At 55.7% G+C, this 22,151-nt stretch carries 12 protein-coding genes; 4 read left to right on the plus strand and 8 right to left on the minus strand.

Annotated elements, in window-relative coordinates:
• Positions 1 to 3 precede the first annotated feature (3 nt).
• On the plus strand, positions 4 to 4,221 hold the full coding sequence (locus FRD01_RS11320; RefSeq protein ID WP_146959681.1) for a Synerg-CTERM sorting domain-containing protein: 4,218 nt from the start codon (positions 4 to 6) through the stop codon (positions 4,219 to 4,221).
• Between the two features lie 10 nt (positions 4,222 to 4,231).
• Here the strand turns inward: FRD01_RS11320 and FRD01_RS11325 are convergent, their stop codons facing one another.
• From FRD01_RS11325 to FRD01_RS11345, 5 genes are all read right to left on the minus strand, one after another.
• Entirely contained in the window at positions 4,232 to 5,398 is a 1,167-nt protein-coding gene (locus tag FRD01_RS11325) for a class I SAM-dependent rRNA methyltransferase (RefSeq protein WP_146959683.1), read from the minus strand.
• Between the two features lie 3 nt (positions 5,399 to 5,401).
• Complete coding sequence (locus FRD01_RS11330; protein WP_146959685.1) at positions 5,402 to 7,987, minus strand: hypothetical protein; 2,586 nt, start codon at positions 7,985 to 7,987, stop codon at positions 5,402 to 5,404.
• A gap of 90 nt (positions 7,988 to 8,077) precedes the next feature.
• Positions 8,078 to 8,797 carry an MBL fold metallo-hydrolase gene (locus tag FRD01_RS11335; protein ID WP_146959687.1) on the minus strand — a complete coding sequence of 240 codons (720 nt, stop codon included), beginning with the start codon at positions 8,795 to 8,797 and terminating at the stop codon, positions 8,078 to 8,080.
• On the minus strand, positions 8,794 to 11,319 hold the full coding sequence (locus FRD01_RS11340; RefSeq protein WP_146959689.1) for a M1 family metallopeptidase: 2,526 nt from the start codon (positions 11,317 to 11,319) through the stop codon (positions 8,794 to 8,796). Before FRD01_RS11340 ends, FRD01_RS11335 begins: the two co-directional genes overlap by 4 nt.
• A 19-nt stretch (positions 11,320 to 11,338) precedes the next feature.
• Entirely contained in the window at positions 11,339 to 13,015 is a 1,677-nt protein-coding gene (locus FRD01_RS11345) for a hypothetical protein (protein WP_146959691.1), read from the minus strand.
• A 197-nt stretch (positions 13,016 to 13,212) separates the two neighbouring features.
• On the opposite strand from FRD01_RS11345, the gene FRD01_RS11350 reads away from it, so the two are divergent.
• Positions 13,213 to 16,236: an MXAN_5808 family serine peptidase gene (locus FRD01_RS11350; RefSeq protein WP_146959693.1), complete on the plus strand. Its 3,024-nt coding sequence runs from the start codon at positions 13,213 to 13,215 to the stop codon at positions 16,234 to 16,236.
• Here FRD01_RS11350 and FRD01_RS11355 read toward each other — a convergent pair.
• Positions 16,224 to 17,237 carry an MBL fold metallo-hydrolase gene (locus FRD01_RS11355; protein WP_146959695.1) on the minus strand — a complete coding sequence of 338 codons (1,014 nt, stop codon included), beginning with the start codon at positions 17,235 to 17,237 and terminating at the stop codon, positions 16,224 to 16,226. The two genes, FRD01_RS11350 and FRD01_RS11355, sit on opposite strands and share 13 nt — an antisense overlap.
• Entirely contained in the window at positions 17,234 to 18,754 is a 1,521-nt protein-coding gene (locus tag FRD01_RS11360) for a MutS-related protein (protein ID WP_146959697.1), read from the minus strand. The genes FRD01_RS11355 and FRD01_RS11360 overlap by 4 nt, the downstream gene beginning before the upstream one ends.
• Positions 18,755 to 18,820: 66 nt before the next feature.
• Between FRD01_RS11360 and FRD01_RS11365 the strand changes: the two genes are divergently transcribed.
• On the plus strand, positions 18,821 to 19,333 hold the full coding sequence (locus FRD01_RS11365; protein WP_146959699.1) for a hypothetical protein: 513 nt from the start codon (positions 18,821 to 18,823) through the stop codon (positions 19,331 to 19,333).
• Positions 19,334 to 19,394: 61 nt separating this feature from the next.
• Positions 19,395 to 21,791 (plus strand): alpha-amylase family glycosyl hydrolase, encoded by a 2,397-nt coding sequence (locus tag FRD01_RS11370; protein ID WP_146959700.1) that lies wholly within the window; start codon positions 19,395 to 19,397, stop codon positions 21,789 to 21,791.
• On the opposite strand, the gene FRD01_RS11375 is transcribed toward FRD01_RS11370, so the two are convergent.
• Complete coding sequence (locus tag FRD01_RS11375; RefSeq protein WP_146959702.1) at positions 21,788 to 22,144, minus strand: DUF2200 domain-containing protein; 357 nt, start codon at positions 22,142 to 22,144, stop codon at positions 21,788 to 21,790. The two genes, FRD01_RS11370 and FRD01_RS11375, sit on opposite strands and share 4 nt — an antisense overlap.
• Positions 22,145 to 22,151 lie beyond the last annotated feature (7 nt).

Below are 22,151 nucleotides of genomic sequence, written 5' to 3' on the forward strand. Positions count from 1 at the left end.
GACATGTCTAGATCTTGGTCCGCCCGAGAATTATTGGGTTTTGGAGTTTCGAAGCGCGCTGCCGTTTGGTTGGTCGGTGCGTTGTTTATTGCTGCGTGTTCGGACGACGGATGTTCGGATTGTTCGTGTGGTGGCTTTGAGCAAGGTCCCTATCCCGCAAACGCGCCCCACGTGGAGCTGAGCGGGCAGGTTCGCATCACGCCGAGCGGCTTGAACTTCGTGGAAGATAACCTGGGCGGAATCGTTGCGGGCGCCTTGCCGGACGGTCTTTCGTTCTGCGTGCCTGAGTCGGATATGATTTGTCAGGGAAGCACGTGCAGTGACGGCTCGCCTGGTTGCGATCTTTCGATGACCATCGACGATGCCTCGATTTCGACGACCCCACCTGACACCCTCAACGTAGCGGTCATCATCGGCGGGCTTGATGAGACTTTGCCGATCGAGATTCTCGGGGCGCCGTGTGAGGCAAAACTGGAGCTTCGTGGCAACTCTTCTCTTCCGGGTCAGATCGAAGCCGGCCTGCCGGTAACGTTCAGCGTGGATCCGATCACCGAGGACGTTCAAATCCAACTTGGCGAGATCTTGATCAACTTCGACGACCTGAAGATTGAGATCGACCCAGGTCCGGACGCCAATTTCTTGGAACGACTCACATGTGAAAGTACGGATGCCGTCGCGGGAATTGGGTTCGTACGGGACTTGATCACCGGGCAGCTCACGCCTGAGCTACAAACTGCGGTAGACGATATTGTAGGCGAGCAACTCTGCCGCACGTGCGACGCTTCGACGCCTTGTTCTGTAGGAACTTGCGACGAAGGTGTGTGCCGCTATCCCGACGATCGATGTGTACCCCGTACACTTGGAATCGAAGGCAAGTTCTTGCTCGGAGATGCGTTGGCAGATTTCACCGAACACCCTGAATCGGCGATGGACCTTGTAATCAAAGCGGCCGACTACACCACCGTCAACGACGGTGTGACAATCGCTCTTCGGTCAGGCTACGAGCCAGACATGTTGCGGCGTTGCGTGCCTTCGGACCCAACACGCCGTCCGAGTGATTCGCCTGTTGCACTGAGCAACTCGATCGTAGGCAACACCAAGCCCGGCGGTCAACCATTCATGTTCGGACTCGGCTACCATAAACGCGCAGTTCAGCACCTCTTGTGGTCTGTTTGGGGCTCCGGCGCGACCTGCCTGCTCGTAAGCTCTGACTCGCTGGATTCATTCTCGCTGAGCACGAGTCTCTTTGCTTCGTTGCTGCCGAGCCTTCGAGATGTCACGGCTTCGGGAAGTGCGGTCTATATCAAGATCGTCCCACAGAAGGCTCCGGACGTGATTCTGGGCCAGAATACGGTGACACCTTCGGGCGAGTCGTACTCGATCGACGACCCACTGATCACCATCGACTGGAAGGATATGGACATCCATATCTACGCCTTTGGTCAGGAGCGATGGACGCGCCTCTTTACGCTTCGTGGCGACCTGCAAGTGCCTGTGGCGATCGTGCCCGGCATGAATCAGATCACGCCTATTATCGGGGACCTTAGCGCTGCTATTACCAACGTGCGCCCAATCGAGTATGAGCTCGTGGCCGAGGATGAGCAGAAGCTCAAAGATCTCCTGCCGACCCTGCTGGGCGTGGCGCTGCCTGCTCTTGCGGGAAGTCTTGTGGACCCAATCGACTTGCCAGACCTTCTCGGCCTGCAGCTTGCGATTGGTCAGGACGATATTACGAGCGTAGACAATAACGAGATGATCGCGATTTACGCGAACCTCGCGACCACCACTCAACCCTATCGGCTGGGTGTTGAGCCCATCATTACGAGCTCAAAAGTTCATTACGAGACCAAAGAGTCAGGCTTCCCAAGCCCGAAGGTCGAACTCGGAGTCATGGCGCTACCCACCGATTTGTTTAGTTCAGCCGAAGAACTTGAGTTCTCCTGGCGCGTTGGTGACGGCTTCTGGAGCCATTGGACGCGGTCCAACAAACTTCAGATCAACGATCCTACGCTCGTGATTCCAGGCGCGCATCGCGTCGAAGTACGTGCACGTTATATGGGTCGGCCGGAGTCCGAGTCTGCGATTGTTGCGGCACAAGAGTTGGTGATCGACTGGGACGAGCCCACGGTTCAGATCGAGCGCAACGGGCTTAAGCTCAGCGCCTTTGTGGAGGACACCGTGCCTCAGGACGTGATGGTTCGCTGGCGGCTAGTAGGTGAGGGTCATGACGGCAGCTGGTCTGCGTGGAGCAGCGAGCGAGAATTCGTCCTCACGCACGTACCTGACGGGCTGCGCGTGGATGTTGAAGCGCGTGACCGTGAGGGGCGGGTTTCGGGAGATACTCGAACGATCCATCAAACCCTTGGTAGTGCTCCTACCGAGCCCAAGACAGGCTGTAACTCGGCAGGTGGTGCACCGCTTTGGGCGCTGCTTCTGCTGCCGCTCTTCTTTATTCGACGCAAGAATGCCCTGAAGGCGCTCGCTCTCACGGCCGTACTCCTTGGCACGGCGTGTTCTGATGACGCGACCACACCGAGCCCCTGTGCCTCGTGCCCAGACGGCACGTATTGTGGGCCAGAGAACTCATGCGTGGAAGGCTGCCAGACGGCTCAAGATTGTGCCGAAGGCCAGCAATGCTCTGACGGTGCCTGTGTCTCTCAATGCGAGGCGAGCTGTGCTGAGCAATGTGGGCCAGATGCGATTTCGTCGTGTGGCACGGACGACGTCTGTGTGTGCACGGACTATTGTGACGGTGGTTGCGAGGATGGCGCCTTCTGCTGCCGCGATTCGAACTCCTGTCAGGTCCTTGAAGATCCGTGCGGAAAGACCGTTTGTGACGAGGGCTTTGGTCCTGTTGTGGTCCAAGAACCAAGTGGTGATGAAGCCACTTGTGAGATCGACGCTGGAGCGTGTGAATGCCAGGAGCTTCCGCCGCTTCCACTTGGATTCCACGGCATGTACCTGAGCATGGCTCAGGCAGGTTCAACCACCCTCGTTGCCGCTTATAACGCCACGTACACGGACCTTATGGTCGGTGCTTTCGCAGGTGCCGGAGAACCCGTGTGGTACTTCGTGGACGGCGTGCCGACTTCAGGTGATGTGACGGGTTCGCTCAATGGCCCTCGTGGTGGTATCCGAGACCGTGGAGACGATCTTGGAACGCATACCGCGATCGCTGTGGACTCCGCGGGTGTTGCCCATATCTTCTATCGTGACGAGGAAGAAGGCGTCATGAAGTACGCTCGTGGAACCGGCAGCGGCACCGATTGGAGCTTTGAGACAAAGGCCTTTGACGAGACCGTAGGCGCCGGATTCTATCCAGACGCACTGGTCAAGGACGGTCAAGTTCATGTGGTCTACCTCGCCGATAACGTGGGCGAAGCCGGTGCTGGTTTCAACGCGGAGATCCGACATGCAACGTTTGCTGAAGGCGATGCGTTCAGCGCCGTGAGCGCCGATTTTGGCGTGGTCTACACAGCGGGAGCGAGCAACCCGTGCGGTGGAGATTGCCGCGCGGCAGACAGATGTTTTGTAGCTCAAAGTACGTGTGCAAGGCCTTCAAACGACTGCGCAGGAGATTGCGCCGAAGGCACCGCATGTTTTGAGGGTACGTGTTTGGCAATCTATGAGGAGCCAGCGGGTTCATTCCCCGGCACCACCGGACTCTTGAATCAACTTCAAGAAACTACTGACGGCCTTATTCTGAGCTTCTACGACCATCGTGATTGGTCCGGCGCTTACACGGTGTTTGATGGCAGCGCGTGGGCAACTCCTACGTTCATCGGGACACCTTCGGGCCCTTATGTTTCGGCCGTGATGGACTCCAACTCGGAGATTCACGTGGCGTTCATGGACCCTTCTGCCAAGCGGCTCGCCTATCGCGCTCCGGGTGGCGCGGTGGAGATGATCGCCGACGGTTTGAGGGATACAAGCGCTGGGTGGATTGTGAACGAGATTGGTGAGGACGTGATGTTACGATTCAACGCGAACGACGAGTTGGTTGCACTCTTTCAGGATGCGACTCGCCACACCTTGCACCTGGCCACTCGTGGCGGAAACGGTTGGACAATCCAAACTCTTGCTGGACGCGACGTGTTCACGGGCTCACACGGCTTCTATGCCACCATGCTCAAAGCCCCTGAAGACATCGTGGTTGCCGCCATGACGTACCAGCAGCGAGAGATGCCACCGTACTCCGAGCCCGTGGTGTACACCCCTTAAGAGCGCGCTTTTAGAGGGTTCCCAGGCTGAACTGCAGATAATCACCTTCGGGGAAGCTCGCGAGGATGGGGTGGTCCACGTCGGCACCCCAGATTCCCTGCATCACGTAGCTCACCTGGGCCTCAGCGGCTGCGTCGGCCACAATCCGCCGGAAGTGCTCACCGTGAATATGGCTCGAGCACGAAGCTAGCGCCACATGCGAGCCGGCGGGCATCACCTCAAAGACCTTGGAAAAAAGACGAACGTACGCCTGGGTTGCTCTTTCCAAATCCGAGCGGCGGTGTGCAAAGCTTGGAGGGTCGCAGACAACCACGTCAAAAGGTGCTCGGCCCGGCTGAAATTGCTCCAGATAGTCGAAGACGTCCGATGCTACAAACTCATGCGCTTGGGGCACGAGCCCGTTGATCTCAAAATGCCGCTCTGCCGCTTTGATGGCGGGTTTCGCGAGGTCCACCGTGGTAGTTCGCGCGGCGCCAGCGGCAGCAGCCGCCAAAGAAAAGGCCCCGGTATAACCAAAAAGGTTCAGAAGCCGCCGGCCTTTGCTCACTTCGGCAAGTCGCGCTCGATTTGCACGCTGATCGAGAAAGAAACCTGTCTTTTGCCCCGAGATTGGGTCGCAGACGTATTTCAAGCCGCCTTCGGTGAAGATGACTTCGTCAACTCCGCCCTCCAACCACTCTGCGGTTTCCTTGTCCTGAGCGTAAATTTGGCTTCGCCGGACAGCGACATGCTCCACACCAAGGAGCTTCTTCATGAGCCGTTGTGCGGGCTGAAGCCACCTCTCCGCGGCAACACCGTCCACCCGAAACACAGCCACGTTGGCATAAACATCACAGACGAGCCCAGGGGTTCGGTCGCCCTCCCCGTTCAGCGCCCTAAAGCCGTTGGTCTCCGCATTCGGAAACGGCCTCCACTTAAGCGCCTGCCGAATCCGCTGTTCCAAGAGATTGTTGTTCACCGCGACGTCAGGATTTGTGGTCCACGCACGAAACCGAATCGGCGAGTCCGGGTCCCATACACCGCGGGCTACCCATTCCCAGTCCACGGAGTAGAGGTCTACAACGGTGCCCGCCTTGATGGAGTCGTCAAAGTTGACGGCATCCATAAAGACCCATGGATGCCCACGACGAATCACCTCATGAAGAGGTTGATTGAGTTGAATAGCTGGATTTGCCACGCCTTAAGACCTTTGCGCGAACCATTGTTCGAGTAGTTTCTGCGCACGCTGCCTTAGTTTTGACGGCTGATCAGGATGGTACGAAATCTCCAAACCCGGAATGCGCTGGATCTCTTCGTAGACCAAATGTCGGATTTGGTCATGTGGTGAATCCATAGCCTTGACGATCCAAGTTGAGCGCTCGGAATCCTTGGCCTCAGCCCACCACTGCTTCCACTCGAAGGGCGCCGAGTGCTGATGAAGCGTGATATTCTGCAAGCTCGTCATCACCACGCGGTTGGTGTGTTCGGCGTGTTTTCCAAGCAGTTCAATGAGCAGTGGTACGGCGTCGACGTCGCGCAATCTGGAGAGAATATCGGAGGCCACTTCAACCTTGAGGTCGTCTTGGTCCATCTCGAGAGTGTGGAGCAGCTTTGCTCGAATGGCCGACTTGAAGTTCGGCGCGTCGGTGTATTGAAGCACGATATGGCGCGCGATCGTCCGCGTCTGTTTATCGCGATCAAATAGGCGCAGAAAGAGTGCGTCGAGCAATCCGTCTGCCGGTAAGGCCTTGAGAAGCATGGTGGCGTAGAAACGCTGCTCGATGGAGGTCGAGTTGATATAACGTGCCACCACGATCAGCGAAGGTTCTCCAATGCGCACCAGTGCGGCGAGCACAGGGCCGTGCTCGGAGACAGGAGGCAGGGTTTCCGGCGTAAACTGGTATCTATCAACCCAGAGGCGCCCAGGAAACATCTCGACCAGAACATCGATAACTTCTTCACCAGCTTCTGCGATTTCGTGCGCGGCATCAAAAGCGACACGAGGGTCACGACTATCCATGAGCAAGAAGCTTTCTTGCAGGTCTAGCGCGATCGGCCCACTCTCAAGGAGCCTCTCGAGGGCCTCGGGTGGAATGGTCAGCGGGTCGTCGGCATCTGACTGCGCCTGTTCTTTGTCGCGCGTCTCCAGCTCTTCAGCGAAGTAATCGAACCACGCATCATGCACAGGGCCTGATTTTTCTTCCTGGCTTTGGTCTGCCCAAGAGTCGGACATCCCCATCATGGTGTGAAGTGAAGACTCAGCCTTTAAGTCTTCCTCCTTATCGTCGTCATCATGGGCAGGTTGCGGCTTGGGAGCCTGCATGGTGGCGCTGCCCACGGTGGGTGCCGGAGTTCTGGTGCGGCGGCGAGTGAATTTGGCGGGTTTGAGAATGCCCGCCATCGGGACGCCGCGTTTGGTCTCAGGGATCGGAGTCTCAGCGGCCTCGCTCTTGAAAGCCTCGATACCACCGGGAATTGTGGAGCCCCCGACTGGTGCGCCTAACGCTGGAGGCGCGTCGTCTTCTCGTTTCTGGGTTTCGACTTTTCGCGAAAGGAAAGACGCTTGGGCCTCGATGCCCCCGACTAGAGTCTTGTTGGAAGTTTCATCACCGAGTGATTTTGGTGTGACGACCTCAACTTCTGAGCGAACCTGCGATTTTGAAGGCGCGGGGGCAGCAAAATCCGGAGGCGTCGATTCTTCAGCGAGCCCCGAAATCTCCAAAACCTCGCCGGTTTTGGGTTTGTCGCCACTCTCGGCGCCTGAAGCCTCAGAGAGTTCTTTCGCCACGCTTTCAGGCACAAGCCTGGTCTCTTCCGCGTCTCGGAACTCGGCGGGGACTTGAGCTTTGACGGTGCCTTCTGAATCCTGTCGGAACTCGGCGGGCACCTCGGCCTTCACGGTGCCTTGGTCATCAAAACCCGGCTTGATAGCAGGTACTTCGTCGTTCGACTCGAATAAACCCACGTCATGAATATCGAATTTTTTGGTGGCTAGCGGCAGGCCAAACATGGTGGACGAGGCATTTGCCTGCTCCTTGGTTATTTTGGGGGCTTCGATGGTTGGTCGCGCCTCGTCCATGTCGAGCACGTCCATCTCTCGAGTTGAGCGCAATAGCTCCCCAATCGCAGGGCGCCTTCGCTCCTGCGTACCATCTACAACCGAGGACTCGCTCGCGCTGGCCGCACTCTCGGCCGAACCAGGCATCATATGCGGAGCCGCCGAGCTTTCACGCTGGTCTTCTTTGAAACGTGCCGGAGGATCGGGGACCCGTGCTGCCTCGGGAGGCAAATTCCCAGCTTTCGCCAGTTTGATCACGCGCTCTAGCTGCTCACCAACGCGCTCACCGAGGCTTTCAAGGTCAGTGCTTGCGATATTCGGAACGGCGGGCTCACCGAGCAGAGAAATGGCCGTCCGACCGCTGATAGGAATGGCCACACTCGCCAGCGTTTGGGGCTCGGGAATCTCCAAAGTCTGGAAAAGCTCAGTAACTCCGAGCTCCCCTGCGGTACCCACTTGGAGTCCGGCGCGAACAATCTTGGCGTCTGGAGAGTAGGCAGCACGTGCTGACCGAACTAACTCCAGCGCAAGATCCGTGAGCTCTGGCCAGTCTTGAATCCAGTGGGCGTGGAGGCTATTCGAGCCGACAATAAGGATACAACGCCGCCCCATGTAGGCGCCCGCAAACCCCATAAAGACGTCCAAGATGACGTCGCGGCTGTAGGTATTCTCAACGAATTCAGCAACTTCGTCGGCCGTCCAGCCCTTACCCCATGAATTGGTCGTCATCTGAGTCACTAACGCTCACAATGCATAAACAGAGTCTTAAATTTGTCGTACTTTTCTTGAACGCAGCATAACAAGAGAAGTTAAAGACCGTCAAAATAAACCATAGGTTTCACCCTCTTTCGCAAAGTTCAGAAACTCAGATGTTTCAAAGGTGTCGGGAAGGTGCACAATTCTTAGCTTTTTTCTCAACTCTTCTGGCAATTCTTCTAGCTTTTCGAGAGGGCTATGCGCCGGCCCGTAGCTCGCTTCGTGAAAGACTAAGTCGGCGTCACTGAGCCAATCAATAAGTTCGGGGTCGAACGCGGTATCGCAAGAGTAGGCCCAGGTCTTACCCGCGGCGCTGACTCTCATGGCCGAGGCAGGCAGATGGTGTTTTGTAGGTCTTGTGATCACCTCAAACGGACCGATTTTGAAAGACTCATTCCACGGCACTACGTGAAGGTTTGCAAACTCGTCGAGGGAAGTTTTCCGATGCGATACACCGTCGGACATCACTCCTAACGAAGCCTGAAGGCGTCGCTCCCAGAGATCGCGTGCAGCCTCGGGTGTGGTGTAGATATCCAGTTTTCGGTGGCTGACGAAGGTGCTCCACGCAAGGAGCATCTCAAGGCCGTTGACATGATCGCCGTGAAGGTGGGTGATGAAGATCGCGTCGATTTCCTCAGGAGCGCGGCCATGTCCTTTGAGCGCGCGCAGATAGGAATCGGGGCAGTCAATGGCCAGCGTAAAATCATCGTGCGTGACGAGGAAACTTGTTCCCCAATGCTTCGATGAGAATGCGTCCCCTACACCGACCGCAAAGACTTTCACGACTCGCTCTTCGTTGGCTCCAGCTTGGCCAGCCGATCCTCAAGACCTCGGTAGGACTTGCGAAGCTCCTCGAGCTCCTTTTCAAGGGCGAGCACTTTTTGGTCTTCGGGGGCGTGGACCTTTTCGACGACCCTACCAAGCGAGACGGCGTCTTGCGCAGGAAGTCTCTTCAAGAAAGTCCGCATTTTGGCCACAGACCCACGTGCCTTAAGCTCAACCAACCCCTGCACAGCACCCGAACCGACTTTGGTTTCGGGGTCTCGGAGCAGCGCTTCGAGATGCTCTACGATCTGGGCCTGCGCACGTTTGTCCAAAAATGCCCCTAATCTGCCGAGTGTCGTCGCTGCCATCGCTCGATTGCGCGCTGAAGTGGCGCCGCGTCGGGTCCGCTCCATGAGAATCTCAGCCGCCAGGGCTTCGCGCGTCTCGCCGAGCGCCTCGATGGCTCCCCATTGTTCTACGCCGCCAAACCCTTCTTTGCGCGCCGCATCGGCGATCTCCACAAGTGGGGCTTCGTCTCGGTATTTACCGAGTGTGATCCAAGCGGCTCGAGCGGCAAGGTAGGGGAGATCGCCCTTTGAAAGCCGTTCCGAGATCGCATCTTTGATGTCTTGGTTCTTGTATTTGCGCGCGCTCGAGAAGAGTGATTGCAAAACCATTGGGTCGGACTCGTCCTTCACCGCTTGCGTGAAGAGACCCTCTGCGTGTTGGGTTCCAAAGTCCGCTAGAGCTTCCAGAAGTTCCTGTTTAGCGCCCCAAAACTTTTCTTTGGCATATCGCTTCCAGACCGCATCGACGTTGGCCTTTGTGGGCTTTGTTGCCAGAGTTTTTGCCGCGTGAATGCGCGCGAGGAGTAGATCAGAGTCGAGCCCTGCGCGAAGCAGGGTTTCGCCCGGGTCGAACTCCAATTTCATCAGGACATTCCCCTGGGGATTGATATGAACCTGAGTCGGTTCAGACTTGGCGCTGAAGGAGCAATGTTCTTTGGATTTGGTGACTCGGAAGGTGTGAGTTGTGGGCTTTCCATCCACCACCACGAGGACGTCGAGATCGAACGCAAACGCTTGACCTTCCTGGGTTTGATTGACTTCCAATCTGCCTTCACCTTTATCTTTGTCCCACGAATACTCGACCTTAAGACTCAGGTAATTTGGATTGTACATCCACTGGTCAAAGAACCGGGTCAGGGTGCGCCCAGATTCAGCCTCAAGGCATCGGCGGAAGTCTTCTGTTTCAACGGTATGACCTGCAAACTTCTTCAGATAGGCTTTGACGCCGCGGAAGAAGGCTTTGTCTCCCAACTCCTTTCTCAAGGTGTGCAGGCGACAAGCACCACCGGGATAGAGGTGGCGGTCAAACATATCCCAGGAACTCTCGAAGTTTCGTGTGACGAGCGGACGTTTGTACGCGCCATCGGCTTCGGAGAAATAGGCCTGAGCGTTTCGATAAAAATCGTAATGAGCCTCGTCGGCTCCGTACTGATCTTCGAGCCAAAGTGACTCAGTGTACGTGGCCCAGGACTCTTTGAGCCAGACCTGGGAGAAGTCGCGGCAGACCACGATATCGCCGAAGTACGAGTGTGCCATTTCATGGACGTTGATCTGGTCGACAAGCCACGTGAACTCTTTGGCAAAGACCTCGTCGAGCACAAAGAGTTCGTCCCAACTCACGAGCGAGATATTCTCCATGGCCCCGCCAATTCCGGGGGCCGCGAACTGGTAATATTTGGGGAATGGGAAATCAAAATCGAATTTTTTGGACATCCAGGCCATGATTTTGCCTGTACGTCCGAAACTTCGAATCAGGTTCTCTTCGGTATGATAATCCGGTGCAAAGTAGGCTAGTTCTCGCCCCTCGAATTCGCCGTCTGAAGCGCGTGTGAAGCGGCCAACGGCAAAGCAAGTCAGATAGGCCGGACAACGGATATCTAGCTTCCAATGGGTCTCTTTGCGTCCACCCTTCAGCGACTTCTCACCGACTTTGAGCCCATTCGCGAGTGCATATACGTCTTCAGGGGCGGTAATTTTGAACTCGAGAGTGGGCCTCACGCTAGGATGGTCGATGGTGGCAAGCCAATGGCGCGCACGCTCGGTTTCATGGTCCGTGACGGCCCAAAATCCGGCTTCTGGGTAGTCCTCATCGGGTGATGAAAAGAGGATACCCGAGGCTGGCTCATCCACCAGATACGTGAGTGTCACCTTCTTCTCGTCGCCACGTTTGAGCGGCTTTAGCGTGAGGTCGATGGTTTGGCCGTCGTAGGAGAACTCGGCGCCCTTGACCTTGAGGTCTTGAAAGCCGACGCCGTTTAGGGCGATTCGACTGGCTCCCGCGTCTCGGGCAAGCAGTGTGTGCGTCACCTTAAGTTTAGCCTTGCGCTCGGGAATGAAGAGTTCGATCTCGATCTCGAGATGAACGGGCTCAAGCGCCAGGTCCGGTGCGTGGTGTGGCTCAACGGAATCCGGCGAAAAACCGGTATGACCGTTGGCGCAAGAGCAGACGTGTTTGCCCATAAAAATCGGCATAAAAACCTCTTTGGCCTTCTTATTTGCAATCTACTTCTAGTTCGAATTCAACGCGTCTGTCTCGGTTTAGCTCACCGACATGCGCGTCGAGGTCGTTCCAGGGAAGGAGCACAGATTCTTGGAAAGTATTGGAATTGGCTACGTAAATCGACGTCGCGTCCGAGCCGGTGGCCATGCTCACAAAACTCTTGTCGGAATCCTGTGCATCCACCACATTTTGAATCTTGATCGAGTCTTCGAGGAATTCGAACGAGCGCTTGAAAGTCACCTCGGTGCGGGGCTTTCCGGTGATCAGGACTTTTTGGAGGATTCCGCGGACCACGTTAGGTCCAAGTCTTCCGACCGAGATATTCATGCTGCGAAACGCCATCTGCTTGACTGGGCTCGGCAAAGGATAGCGCCGTTTCGCCATGGCCCCGCTGGCCACGAAGATCCCTTTTTCAGGCTGGACTTCAATCTTGAAGCTATCGTCGACGAGGTGCGAGACGAGGCAGACCCCATCTTCGTCTTGGAGTAGAATGCCCGAGTCTGAGTAGATCGGCCCGGACTCATCAAATACCTTGATGACGCCGCCCTTCGCCATGGAGACGATGGCGTAATACGACTTGGTCTTTTTGACGAAGATTTTCGCATCATCGAACCATCGCTCGAAGGGCTTTCGCGAGTCCTCAAGCAGTCCGTAGCGCTCGGGATTGTAGTCGAGCCACGACTGCATCCAATCGTAGACGTAGTGGGCGCACATGCGGTTATCGTCGTTAAAGTAGCGCCTGCGCTCGGGCATCGACCTGTGCAGGTAGGTATCCGCGATGCGGCCAGCATTGGGGAAGAAGCGCGACATCACTTCAAATCCATGTGGGTAGAAGTGATACGTATTTCGGCTTCCGTACTCGCCGGCGTAAGAGCCGTCCGGATGCGTGAAATAAGTGGCGAAATCTACCGCGCTCTCCAGGGATTCGACGATTCTCGGGTCCTGGGATTTTTGCCAGAGTTTCGCGAGGAAGGCGATGGAACACGAGTGGTAGCCGGGGTCAGCGCCTTCGTATTCCTGGTACCAACCTTCGTCGTGTTGCCACGAAAGCGTGAGCTCGAGGAATGAGTCCGAGGCCTTGCGGTACTTTTCTTCACCGGTGATCAGATAGACATTGTAGAGCGCGAGCGCCGCGAACGCCTGGTGATTTGCGAGCTGCCCAGTTTCGTTATGAGTCGCGAGCCAATCCGCTCGGAGTTTGAAGAACTCGATCATCTCGTAGTCGTGCAGGTCGAGCTCGATATAACTCTCGGTCATGGCGTAAGTGCTGAACACCAGGGCGCCAAGCGCTTTTTCAAACGGGAAGTAGTCGTCGCAAGTCCCGTCAGGGTGAGACCAATCCATGGAAAAACGGATGGACGCGATAACGAGTTCCTTCATCCGCTCAACTTGATAGTACGGATTATTGGGGAACGGGTGTTTGTAGGCCATCGCGAGAGGCAGGCAGAACTCCTGGCTCATACCACATGGAAAATCCACCGTTCGATAGTGCCAGAACTCGCGGTCGAAACATCCATAGGTTGCCGAGTACTTGTTCTTATCGATCATCAGAATGATGCGTGGAATCATTCTGAGAGCCTCGTGAACGTACCAGTCTCTATGGCCTGGAGCCGGCTCGGGAAAACGTTGTGGGGCTTTTTTCGAAGGTTTGAATCTTAGGGATTTCATCAGTGAACTCTGAAGATTTAAATGGAGGTATTTATTTAATTCAAAAAGTTTTGGGCCGGACTCAGCCTGTGTTGAGACGGGTTATTAGCACGAGTGAAACGGGGTGGGAATGAACTTGGTTGGCTCGTGAGTTTCACTTACACTATTGGGAGACTTCAATCTGAAGCCCCACAGAAGTTTATCATTAAGGCGCGCCCATGCAGAAGATACGGGAATACGGCCGGCATATCGTAGCGACAATCGCTCTTACCCTGGCATTTATCCTCAGCGTTCAATTCAGCGATCGCGGGGTCGAATTCGATCTAAACACCATCCATTCGGCCCCTGAAAAGCCAGATGGGTACGACTTATCCGCACTCAAGATTCTGAACCGTGTGCTCTTGCAGCTCAAAGATAACTACGTAGAGCCTGATCGCATCGAGCCCAATAAGATGTTGGTCTACGCGCTCGACGAGATCCAGAAGAGCATCCCTGAAGTTGTGGTCGAGTTCGACAAGGACCTCGATGATAACCCGGGAAGCGCCACCGTCGTGGTGAACAACAAGTCTCAAAAGTTCGACATTTCAGGGACCGAGAGCATCTGGGGCATGAGTTTCAGGCTCAAAGAAGTCTTTGGGTTTGTTCAGGCGAACCTTGAGCCCGACGATGAACTCAAATTCGAAGATGTGGAGTACGCGGCTATCAACGGCATGTTGGCTACGCTTGACCCTCACTCGATGATCCTGCCACCTCGAAATTACGAAGAGATGCAGACCCAAACAGGCGGCAAATTTGGAGGTCTCGGGATTGTGATTTCGGTGCGCGACGGCCACCTCACGGTGATCAGCCCGATCAAAGGAACGCCTGCATCAAAGAAGGGCATCAAGGCGATGGACCGCATCACAAGCATCGGTTCGGAATCCACCATCAATATGAGCCTGACCGATGCGGTCAACATGCTGCGCGGCGAGCCGGGCACGGATGTTGAGCTGCAGGTATTGCGAAAGGGTTGGGACGAGCCGCGCAAGTACGTGGTGACGCGCGCTGAGATCAACATCAACTCGGTAGATTCACAGGCGCTCAAAAATAAGATCGGCTACCTGCGAGTGAAGAATTTCCAGGCCAATACGCACGACGACATGAAAAAGGAGCTTGCGAACCTCAAGAAGACCATGGGCGGCATGCAAGGCCTGATTTTGGACTTCCGAGACAATCCGGGCGGGCTGCTCGACCAGTCTATCAAGATCAGCGACCTCTTTTTGGAAGACGGCGTGATCGTATCGACTGTGGGCGCCGGAAACCGCATGAGAGAAAAGCGCGAGGCGAGTCGTTCGACGGCTGAGCCTGCGTATCCGATCGTTGTTTTGGTGAATTCAGGGAGCGCCTCCGCCTCGGAGATCGTAGCCGGGGCACTCCAGAACAATAACCGTGCGGTCGTGCTCGGAGACACCACGTTTGGCAAGGGCTCGGTTCAGGTTCTCTACCCGCTCCCAGACAATTCCGCCCTCAAGCTCACGGTGGCTCAGTACCTGACGCCAGGCGGCATCTCGATTCAGTCCAAGGGCATCACGCCGGACCTTAAAGCCACGCCCGTCATGGTAGCCAAAGACGCGATGAATCTCTTTCCTTCGACGAATGTGATTCGCGAAGGAGACCTCGACTCGCACTTGATTAGCCAGCACGTACTTAATACGGAGCCCGGGGTTTTTGAGATTCGATACGTGGATGCGGACGCGAGTGCGCGACGCGATGCGATGGCGAGTGCTGAAGAGAGCGAAGAAACCGAAGAAGAGGAGTACGAAGACCCGGACGCCTTCCGCGAAGATTTCGAAATTCGACTCGCCCAGCAACTTCTGATCAGCGCCAAAGACACCTGGGAGCGCGAAGCGTTCTTAGCGGCTGTGAAGCCGGAGCTCGACCAGTCGGTCGCCAAGGAAACCAAAGCGTTGGAAAAGGAGCTCAAGAAGTACGGTATCGACTGGCAGGCTGGCACCAACCCTGCCAAACCGAACCTCAAGACTCGCGTGAGCTTTGTGCAAGACGATGCTGAAAAGACCGGCCCGATTCGTGCCGGAGAAGAGTTCGTGATCAGGGCAGAAGTCACCAATACGTCCAACCAACCTGTGTACCAGCTCAAAGCCATCACCATCAGTGATTATGCGACCTTCGACGATAAAGAGTTCATCTTTGGAAAGGTGGATCCCGGTCAAACTCGGACTTGGGACTTTAAGGTCAAGATGCCTCGTGATGTGCCTCAGCGCCACGATATGATCGCCTTCCACTTCAGCGATAACACCCAGACTTTTGCGAATTTGCAGACGCATGTGGACGCGAAGCTCGACGGCAATCCACAACCTCTCTTCGCGTTCTCTTACGAAATCGTTGACACATCTGGGGATGGCCAACTCTCGCTCAACGAAGAGGCCATTTTGAAGGTTTGGGTCGATAATATTGGGGTTGCAGACAGTGATGAGACCATCGTGTTCCTCAAGAATCTCTCCAACGAAGCGGTTTATCTCAAGCGCGGCCGCGAGAAGCTCGAGTCGATTGCCAAGGGTGAACGCGCGTTTGTCGAGTTCGAGTTTAGGGTCAAGGAGGCGCCAAAGAAGGGCAAGATCGACCTTGAAGTGGACGTCTACGACACGATCTTCAGACGGCTCACGCAGAAGAAGTTCGCAGTGCCTTACGTTGAGAAGGGTGAGAGCCTCAAAGTGGCTGCCGGTGGGGTAGAGACCAAAGCTCGGACCAAGGTTTTCAGTGGTGCTTCCTCAGAGACCGAGCTCGCCGCCATGGCCGAAAAAGGCGCCAAATTGGCGGTCACTGGAGAGGTCAAGGATTGGTGGCGAGTATCACTTGATGGGCGCAATGGCTGGGTTCCAAAGGAGGTCGTAGCAAAGTTAGAAAACACACCTGAGAAGGCCACAGGTTTGAGCCAATCGGTCATGTACCAGCCACCGCGCATCGAAATGAGTGCAAACCAAGGAATGACGACTGGTGAGTCCATCAGGCTCAGCGGAAAGGTCAACGATGATACGGCCCTCAAGGACTATTATATCTACGTCTACAACCGCGATAACGCGAAGTTTAACTCTCGCAAGGTGAAGTACGTCCGGTCGGACTCTGCGAACTCCGCCATCGATGCCAGGATTCCGCTCTTCAAGGGCATGAATAGAATTTCGGTGGTCGCACGCGACGCGGACGGCCTGACCACCACCGAGAGTGCGTTCGTCTACAGAAAGTAGATCGCGTCGTCGACTTTGACCTCGCCTTCCCGGCTCAACGCCTGGAGGTGGGTGTCCAGAAGCGCTGCGTGCACCCAGAATCTCTCAAATAATGTGGCGGACATGGATTCGGTGGCCATGGTGTAGAGGTCTTTCGGGCCATTCTCCAGGCTTTTTAGCGCGAGTGCCCGGTAGTTCATCTGATGCTGCCTTGAGCGCTCGAAATGGTCGGCGACACAATTCGATTTTTGAACACCGTGGCCGGGGAAAAGCCAGGCCGTAGGTAATTCCTGAAGACTGTCCAACGACTTCAGATAGAGCGAAAGGTCATCGTTCATGGCTCTCGAAAGGGGCGTTGGCGTGGCCAAGACGAGGTCGCCCGAGAAGAGCCAGGCCCGTTCGGGCTCCCAGAACGCTACGTGATAGGGGTCGTGCCCGCGGGCATCAAGGACTTGGAACTTCACGCCTACGTCGACCCAATCACCAAAATCAACGGCTTCGAGTTCAGGAACGGCCAGACTTCCGAATCGCTCTTCAATGCCCGCGCGGGTGTGGCGCTTGAGGACCGAGAAGAGCTCGTCGCGCGTCTCTTGTGGCAAGCCGCCGCCTGGCCGAGGTTGAGGAAACGCGTATTGAGCCCAGGCGGCCCAATCGTAACTATCCAGATAAGCGTGCCAGTTTCCGAGGTGCTCAGAAACCCCGTGGTACGCAACATGCCGGCCATTCGTGTCCCGAGAGAGGCGTGCGGCAAGCCCCATATGGTCCACATGTGAGTGGGTGTAGAGCCATGTACCAACATCGTCTAGCCCCCAGCCCATATGGCTGAGCGCGGCTTTTAGGCCTTCGTAGGTCCATGGCCAACCTGGGTCGATGACGGTCAAATATTCATCGGTTCTTAGAAACCAGGTGTTGATCATCAACGAGCCTTCGGGGTTCTTAAGACGGACTCGGAAGAGACCTTCTTCTGCGAAGGTAAGGGTTCCCCATGGCTGACTGGTATTCCAGGATTGTTGAGAGTTCATGCGTTCGAGCGTGTCTTGAGTTTGAGCCCCAATGCTTTCGCCACCACACGTGCATCGCGCGGCACTTCGTGTTGCGGATTTGGAATCAGATTGAAGTCCATGAGCTCTTTGAGTGCCTCGAGTGGCTCAGCGGCCCCTGCCATGGCGCGCTCTACTACGTCGCTTTCCGGAAGTCCAGCCACGCGCCAAGCTTGTCCGGACTGGTGCTGCGCAACCTCAGGGAAGTGTGTGGCGCAGACCACGAGGTGCCCGTCCGCGGCCAGATTGTCCAAGATCTCGGTCGCGATGGCCGCACCTTCGTCTGGATGGGTTCCACGAGCAACTTCGTCGAGGAGCCAGAGAGCGGGAGGGCTAGCCCCCCACCAATGGACAAGCCGGCTTATCTCTCTACCAAAGGACGAGAGCCCGTCGGTCATCTCAGCACTCTCCGATCCCACGTAGATGATATGTGATACCGGGCGCAGCACGGCTTCGTCTGCGGGGACCGGGAAGAGATGGTGCAGGCACCAGTGCGCCAAGCCCCAGGCCTTGAGCACCGTAGACTTTCCACCCATGTTTGGCCCAGCGATAATCGCGAGTTGAGAAAACTCAAGGTCGAGGGGCTTGCTCTCAAAATCAACGGCGCGGCTCGCCTTCAGGCGCTCCTCGGAGTCGGACCAGGTAGGCCAGGTACCTTGGATATCGTTCTTGAGCCGAATCAATGCCCACCGGTGATCAAATTGAGTCACGACTTCTAAAGCTTCGCCCAGCGCGTGAGCATGAGGCCTTAAGATGCTTGCGAGCTTCTCCCGAACCTCGAACTCGATAGCCTCGAGGTGAAGTTCAGCGTCCCGCAACTCCTCTTCGGCCTTGTTGAGAGCCGGGTCAACGAGCCTCCACACGCCGCTTTCGTTGGTAAGTCTTGGGTCGGGTTTGGAGTCGGGCCCAGGCCGCCAAAAGCCATGCGCATCAAAGCGTCCCGAGTTGGACTCAAGGATTTGGGATTCGAGGGTCTTTCGGATTTCTTGAGAGTTTTTTCTGGCGTGCTTTCTTTGAGTTCTGGCGTGGGCGAGCCTCTTGTCTAGCGTGTCCGAGAGCACAAAGCGGGCCGAGGGTTCAGGCTCCGGGTGGAGCTCAGCCATCAGCGTTTTCAAAGCTCGTTCTTGGTGTCCAAGCTCGGCGTGCAGTCTTGCGAGCGAACCCAGAATCTCAGCGGCATGAAAAAGAAAACGCTTCAGGAGGAAGAAGTCAGATTCTTCGAGCGTCTGGTCGCCAGAGAGTCTCTGAAGGATTTCACGAGGATCCGAAATTTTGGAAAGATGGCCCGTGAAAGCACCCGTGTTTTCGTGAGTTTCCAGCCACGCTTCGAGCTCAAGCAATGCCTCTTTTTGGGCGGTCCACTCTTGCTTCTCTTGGGCGCTCCAGAATCGGAGCTCGCTCCGCTGAACGCGGCCGATCTCACTCAGCGGCTTGTACCCCGAGCGAAGTCGGTGCACCCCGATGACCTCGAGAGTCATCTCATCTAGGAACGGCAACATTGTGATCCTGTTGAACTATTCGGTCACTTCGGTAGACTGAAGCGTCAGCCACACAAAGAGGAGCATATGTCAAAAGAGCGCCAAGGCGAACCCGCGGACTTTGAGCACGATGAGGACGAGGTAACTCAAGATGAAGCCCATACGGTTGAGCTCGATGCATATACATTGATGCGCCATATCAACAATCAAGACCGAGGCTCCATTGATCATTCAACCGTCAAGATGCAGGCACCTGATGCGTTCGCTACCATTCCGATGCCTGCTGTGAGTCTTGATAATTCTGCTTCGTCTAGGGATCTCTTGCAGCCCCATACTAAGCCAATCGATGTCAGCATGATTCAGAAACTACTTCCAGTTCAAGAATTGGAGCTCGACCTCGTGCCATTAGGTCCTGACGATGAGCCAATTGATCGTAGTGATCAGATGAGCACCACTCAGATTCCGATCAGGCTCGAGTTCGAAGCAGTGATTGAACCTGGCGGAATAGTGCGGATTCCTCGGCGTTTTCTTGAGTCGGGCCATGTCAAACCGGGCTCAAAATGGGTGGTGGTTGCATCTCAAGGAATTCCAGATCGTTAAAACGGCTTGAAGAGAGCGCATCTGCTTGATTCACATTGCTAATCATGGTTCAAATCAGCGCATGAAGTACGCGACTTTCTTCCTTATCTCTCTCTTGCTCGTCTCATGCTCTGAAAACGACGAGCGCATTCGCCTCTACAAGACCGAACCTATCGCTCCGAGCCTGACTCGAGGGGTGATCGAAGCCATGGAACACATGGGCCCTACCCTTGTGGACGGCGGCATCAACTTTGCGGTGTATTCCAAAAATGCAACGCGCATGGATCTTCTGCTCTTTGACTCGGACGACGTAGAGAGTCAGCGGGCAACTCGGCAGTTTGAGATGGAGCGTGTGGGAGACGTCTGGAGCCTCTACGTTGAGGGATTGGGCGTAGGCCAACACTATGGGTACATCGCCTTTGGACCGAATTGGGAAGAACACCCAGAGTGGATTCCGGGAACGATTCACGGCTTTAAGGCCGACGTGGACTCCAACGGCAACAGGTTCAACCCGAACAAGCTTTTGATAGACCCTTACGCAAAGGCGATTCACCGTGACCATGATTGGTCCAAGGGAAGTATTGCAAGTGGTCCAGCGCGCACGGAATCTACCATCGCGGCCGCGTCCAAGAGTGTGGTGGTCGAGAGTAAACACCAGTGGAGCGAAGCCGCCCTGGAATTCTGGGAGCGGAGAAAAGACCCAAACTTTGAGGGACACCGATGGAATGAGATGATCATCTACGAGGTCCACCTGAAGGGCCTCAGCGCCGACCCGGCGTCAGGTGTGACGCACCCTGGCACCTATCGAGGGGCAGCCGAAATGGCGCCTTACCTCAAGGATCTGGGCATCACGGCGGTCGAGTTTCTGCCGATCCATGAAAAACCGCTTGATGGTGGTTATTGGGGCTATAACAACCTGAACTTCTTCGCGCCTGAAATCTCTTATGCGGCCACACAGGACGCGCTCGAGGTGATCGACGAGTTTAAGTATATGGTGGATCAGTTTCACCAGCACGGCATCGAGGTCCTCATCGATGTGGTCTACAACCACACGGGCGAAGGTGGTCTCTGGCGTGAGAAATTGGAGCTGAACGACACGTCGTTTGATAGCGCCACGGCAGACCAGTTAGTCAATTTCGACCCTCATGAAGTGGCGGGACTCTATTCGTTCAGAGGGCTCGATAACGCGTCTTATTACGCGACGTCGGCTGATGGTTTGACGTATTGGAACAACACCGGCGTGGGCAACCAGACCCGTGCGAACAACTCTCCGATGCGTAAACTGACCATGGACTCGTTGCGCTACTACGTCGAAGAGCTCCACGTGGACGGGTTCCGATTTGACCTCGCACCGGTGCTCGCCGAGAAGGATAAGTTCTACAACGAGTGGGATGCGATCGAAAACACGGTCATCCAAGACATCGTCGAAGACCCGTTGATGCAGGAGTACAACGTCCGCATCATCGCTGAGCCGTGGTCAATTCAGGGTTTCTATCTTGGGGGCTTCCCGAAGGCTTCCGACTCAGATTTTGGGTGGGGTGAGTGGAACGCTCATTATCGAGATTGGTGGCGAAGCTTTGTCAACGAAGACAACTTCAAACTCAACTCCCGCGAGGGCGCCATCGACGGCGGCGGCGCGATGACGGGCTCTTTTGACTTGTTCAACTGGAACGGCCGCAAGCCCTATCACTCGGTCAACTTCATCACGGTTCACGACGGCTTTACTCTCTACGACCTCTTTTCGTACTACGAGAAGCAGAACAAATGCGGCCCTCTGAATCCTGTGTGTTGCGACCAGCCACTCTCCGCGTGGTGTGACCGGAACTCGGGCGAAGAACATAATCGCTCTAGGGACTGGGGTGATGAGGCGACCAAACGACAAATGATGCGAAACATGTTTGCCGCGCTCTTGATCTCTCATGGCACGCCGATGATCTACGGTGGTGATGAATGGATGCGCACCCAGCTTGGCAACAATAACGCGTACAGCACGCAGGCAGATAACGCCGCAAACTGGTTCCAGTGGGGAAATTATTACGCCAAGGACGAGGCGCACCGAATGCACGATTTCGTGCGACAAATGATCAAGGTCCGCAACGAGTTTAGCTTTGCTTTTGCGCCCATGGACTATGAGTCGAGTGCGCCATTCGCGTGGAAGAGTGCACAAAACACGGACGCCGTGGCCTGGGATTCAAGGCATGTGATGAAGCATTATTACGACACGGAAGCTGGCCCGGAGATCTTGGTGCTGATCAATATGGAGCGCGACTGGACGACCTTTACACTGCCTGAAGGGCGAGTTTGGGAGCGCGTGATGGACACCCAGTCTTACTTCGACACCCCGGATTATCTGGCGGATGTGAACTCGTCCGAGCTCCGATCGACGCATAACGTCTCGCTACAAGATCGCGTCTTGATCACGGATGCTGAGTACCGCGCCGCCGGCTCGTCCATCGTTATCCTCGTTGCTGAGAACTAGGCTTCGGCTCGGAGGATTTTCTCCATCTTTTTGCCCCTTGCCAGCTCGTCGATGAGCTTATCGAGATAACGAATCTCGCGCATGAGGGGCTCTTCAACCTCCTCCACACGTACTCCGCACACAACGCCCTTGATGAGCTGACGATTGGCGTTCATGGCCGGAGCTTCGTTGAAGAATGTCTCGAAATCGATCTTGTCGTCGATGACTTTCTGAAGTCCTTGGGCCGAATAGCCTGTCAACCACTCGATGATCTCGTCGACCTCTGCTTTGGTGCGCCCCTTCTTCTCAGCCTTTGTCACGTAGTGTGGGTACACACTGGCAAAAGACATCCCGTAGACTTTGTGTTTTGTCATAGCCTCT

Source organism: Microvenator marinus, assembly GCF_007993755.1.
GTDB lineage: Bacteria > Myxococcota_A > Bradymonadia > Bradymonadales > Bradymonadaceae > Allomicrovenator > Allomicrovenator marinus.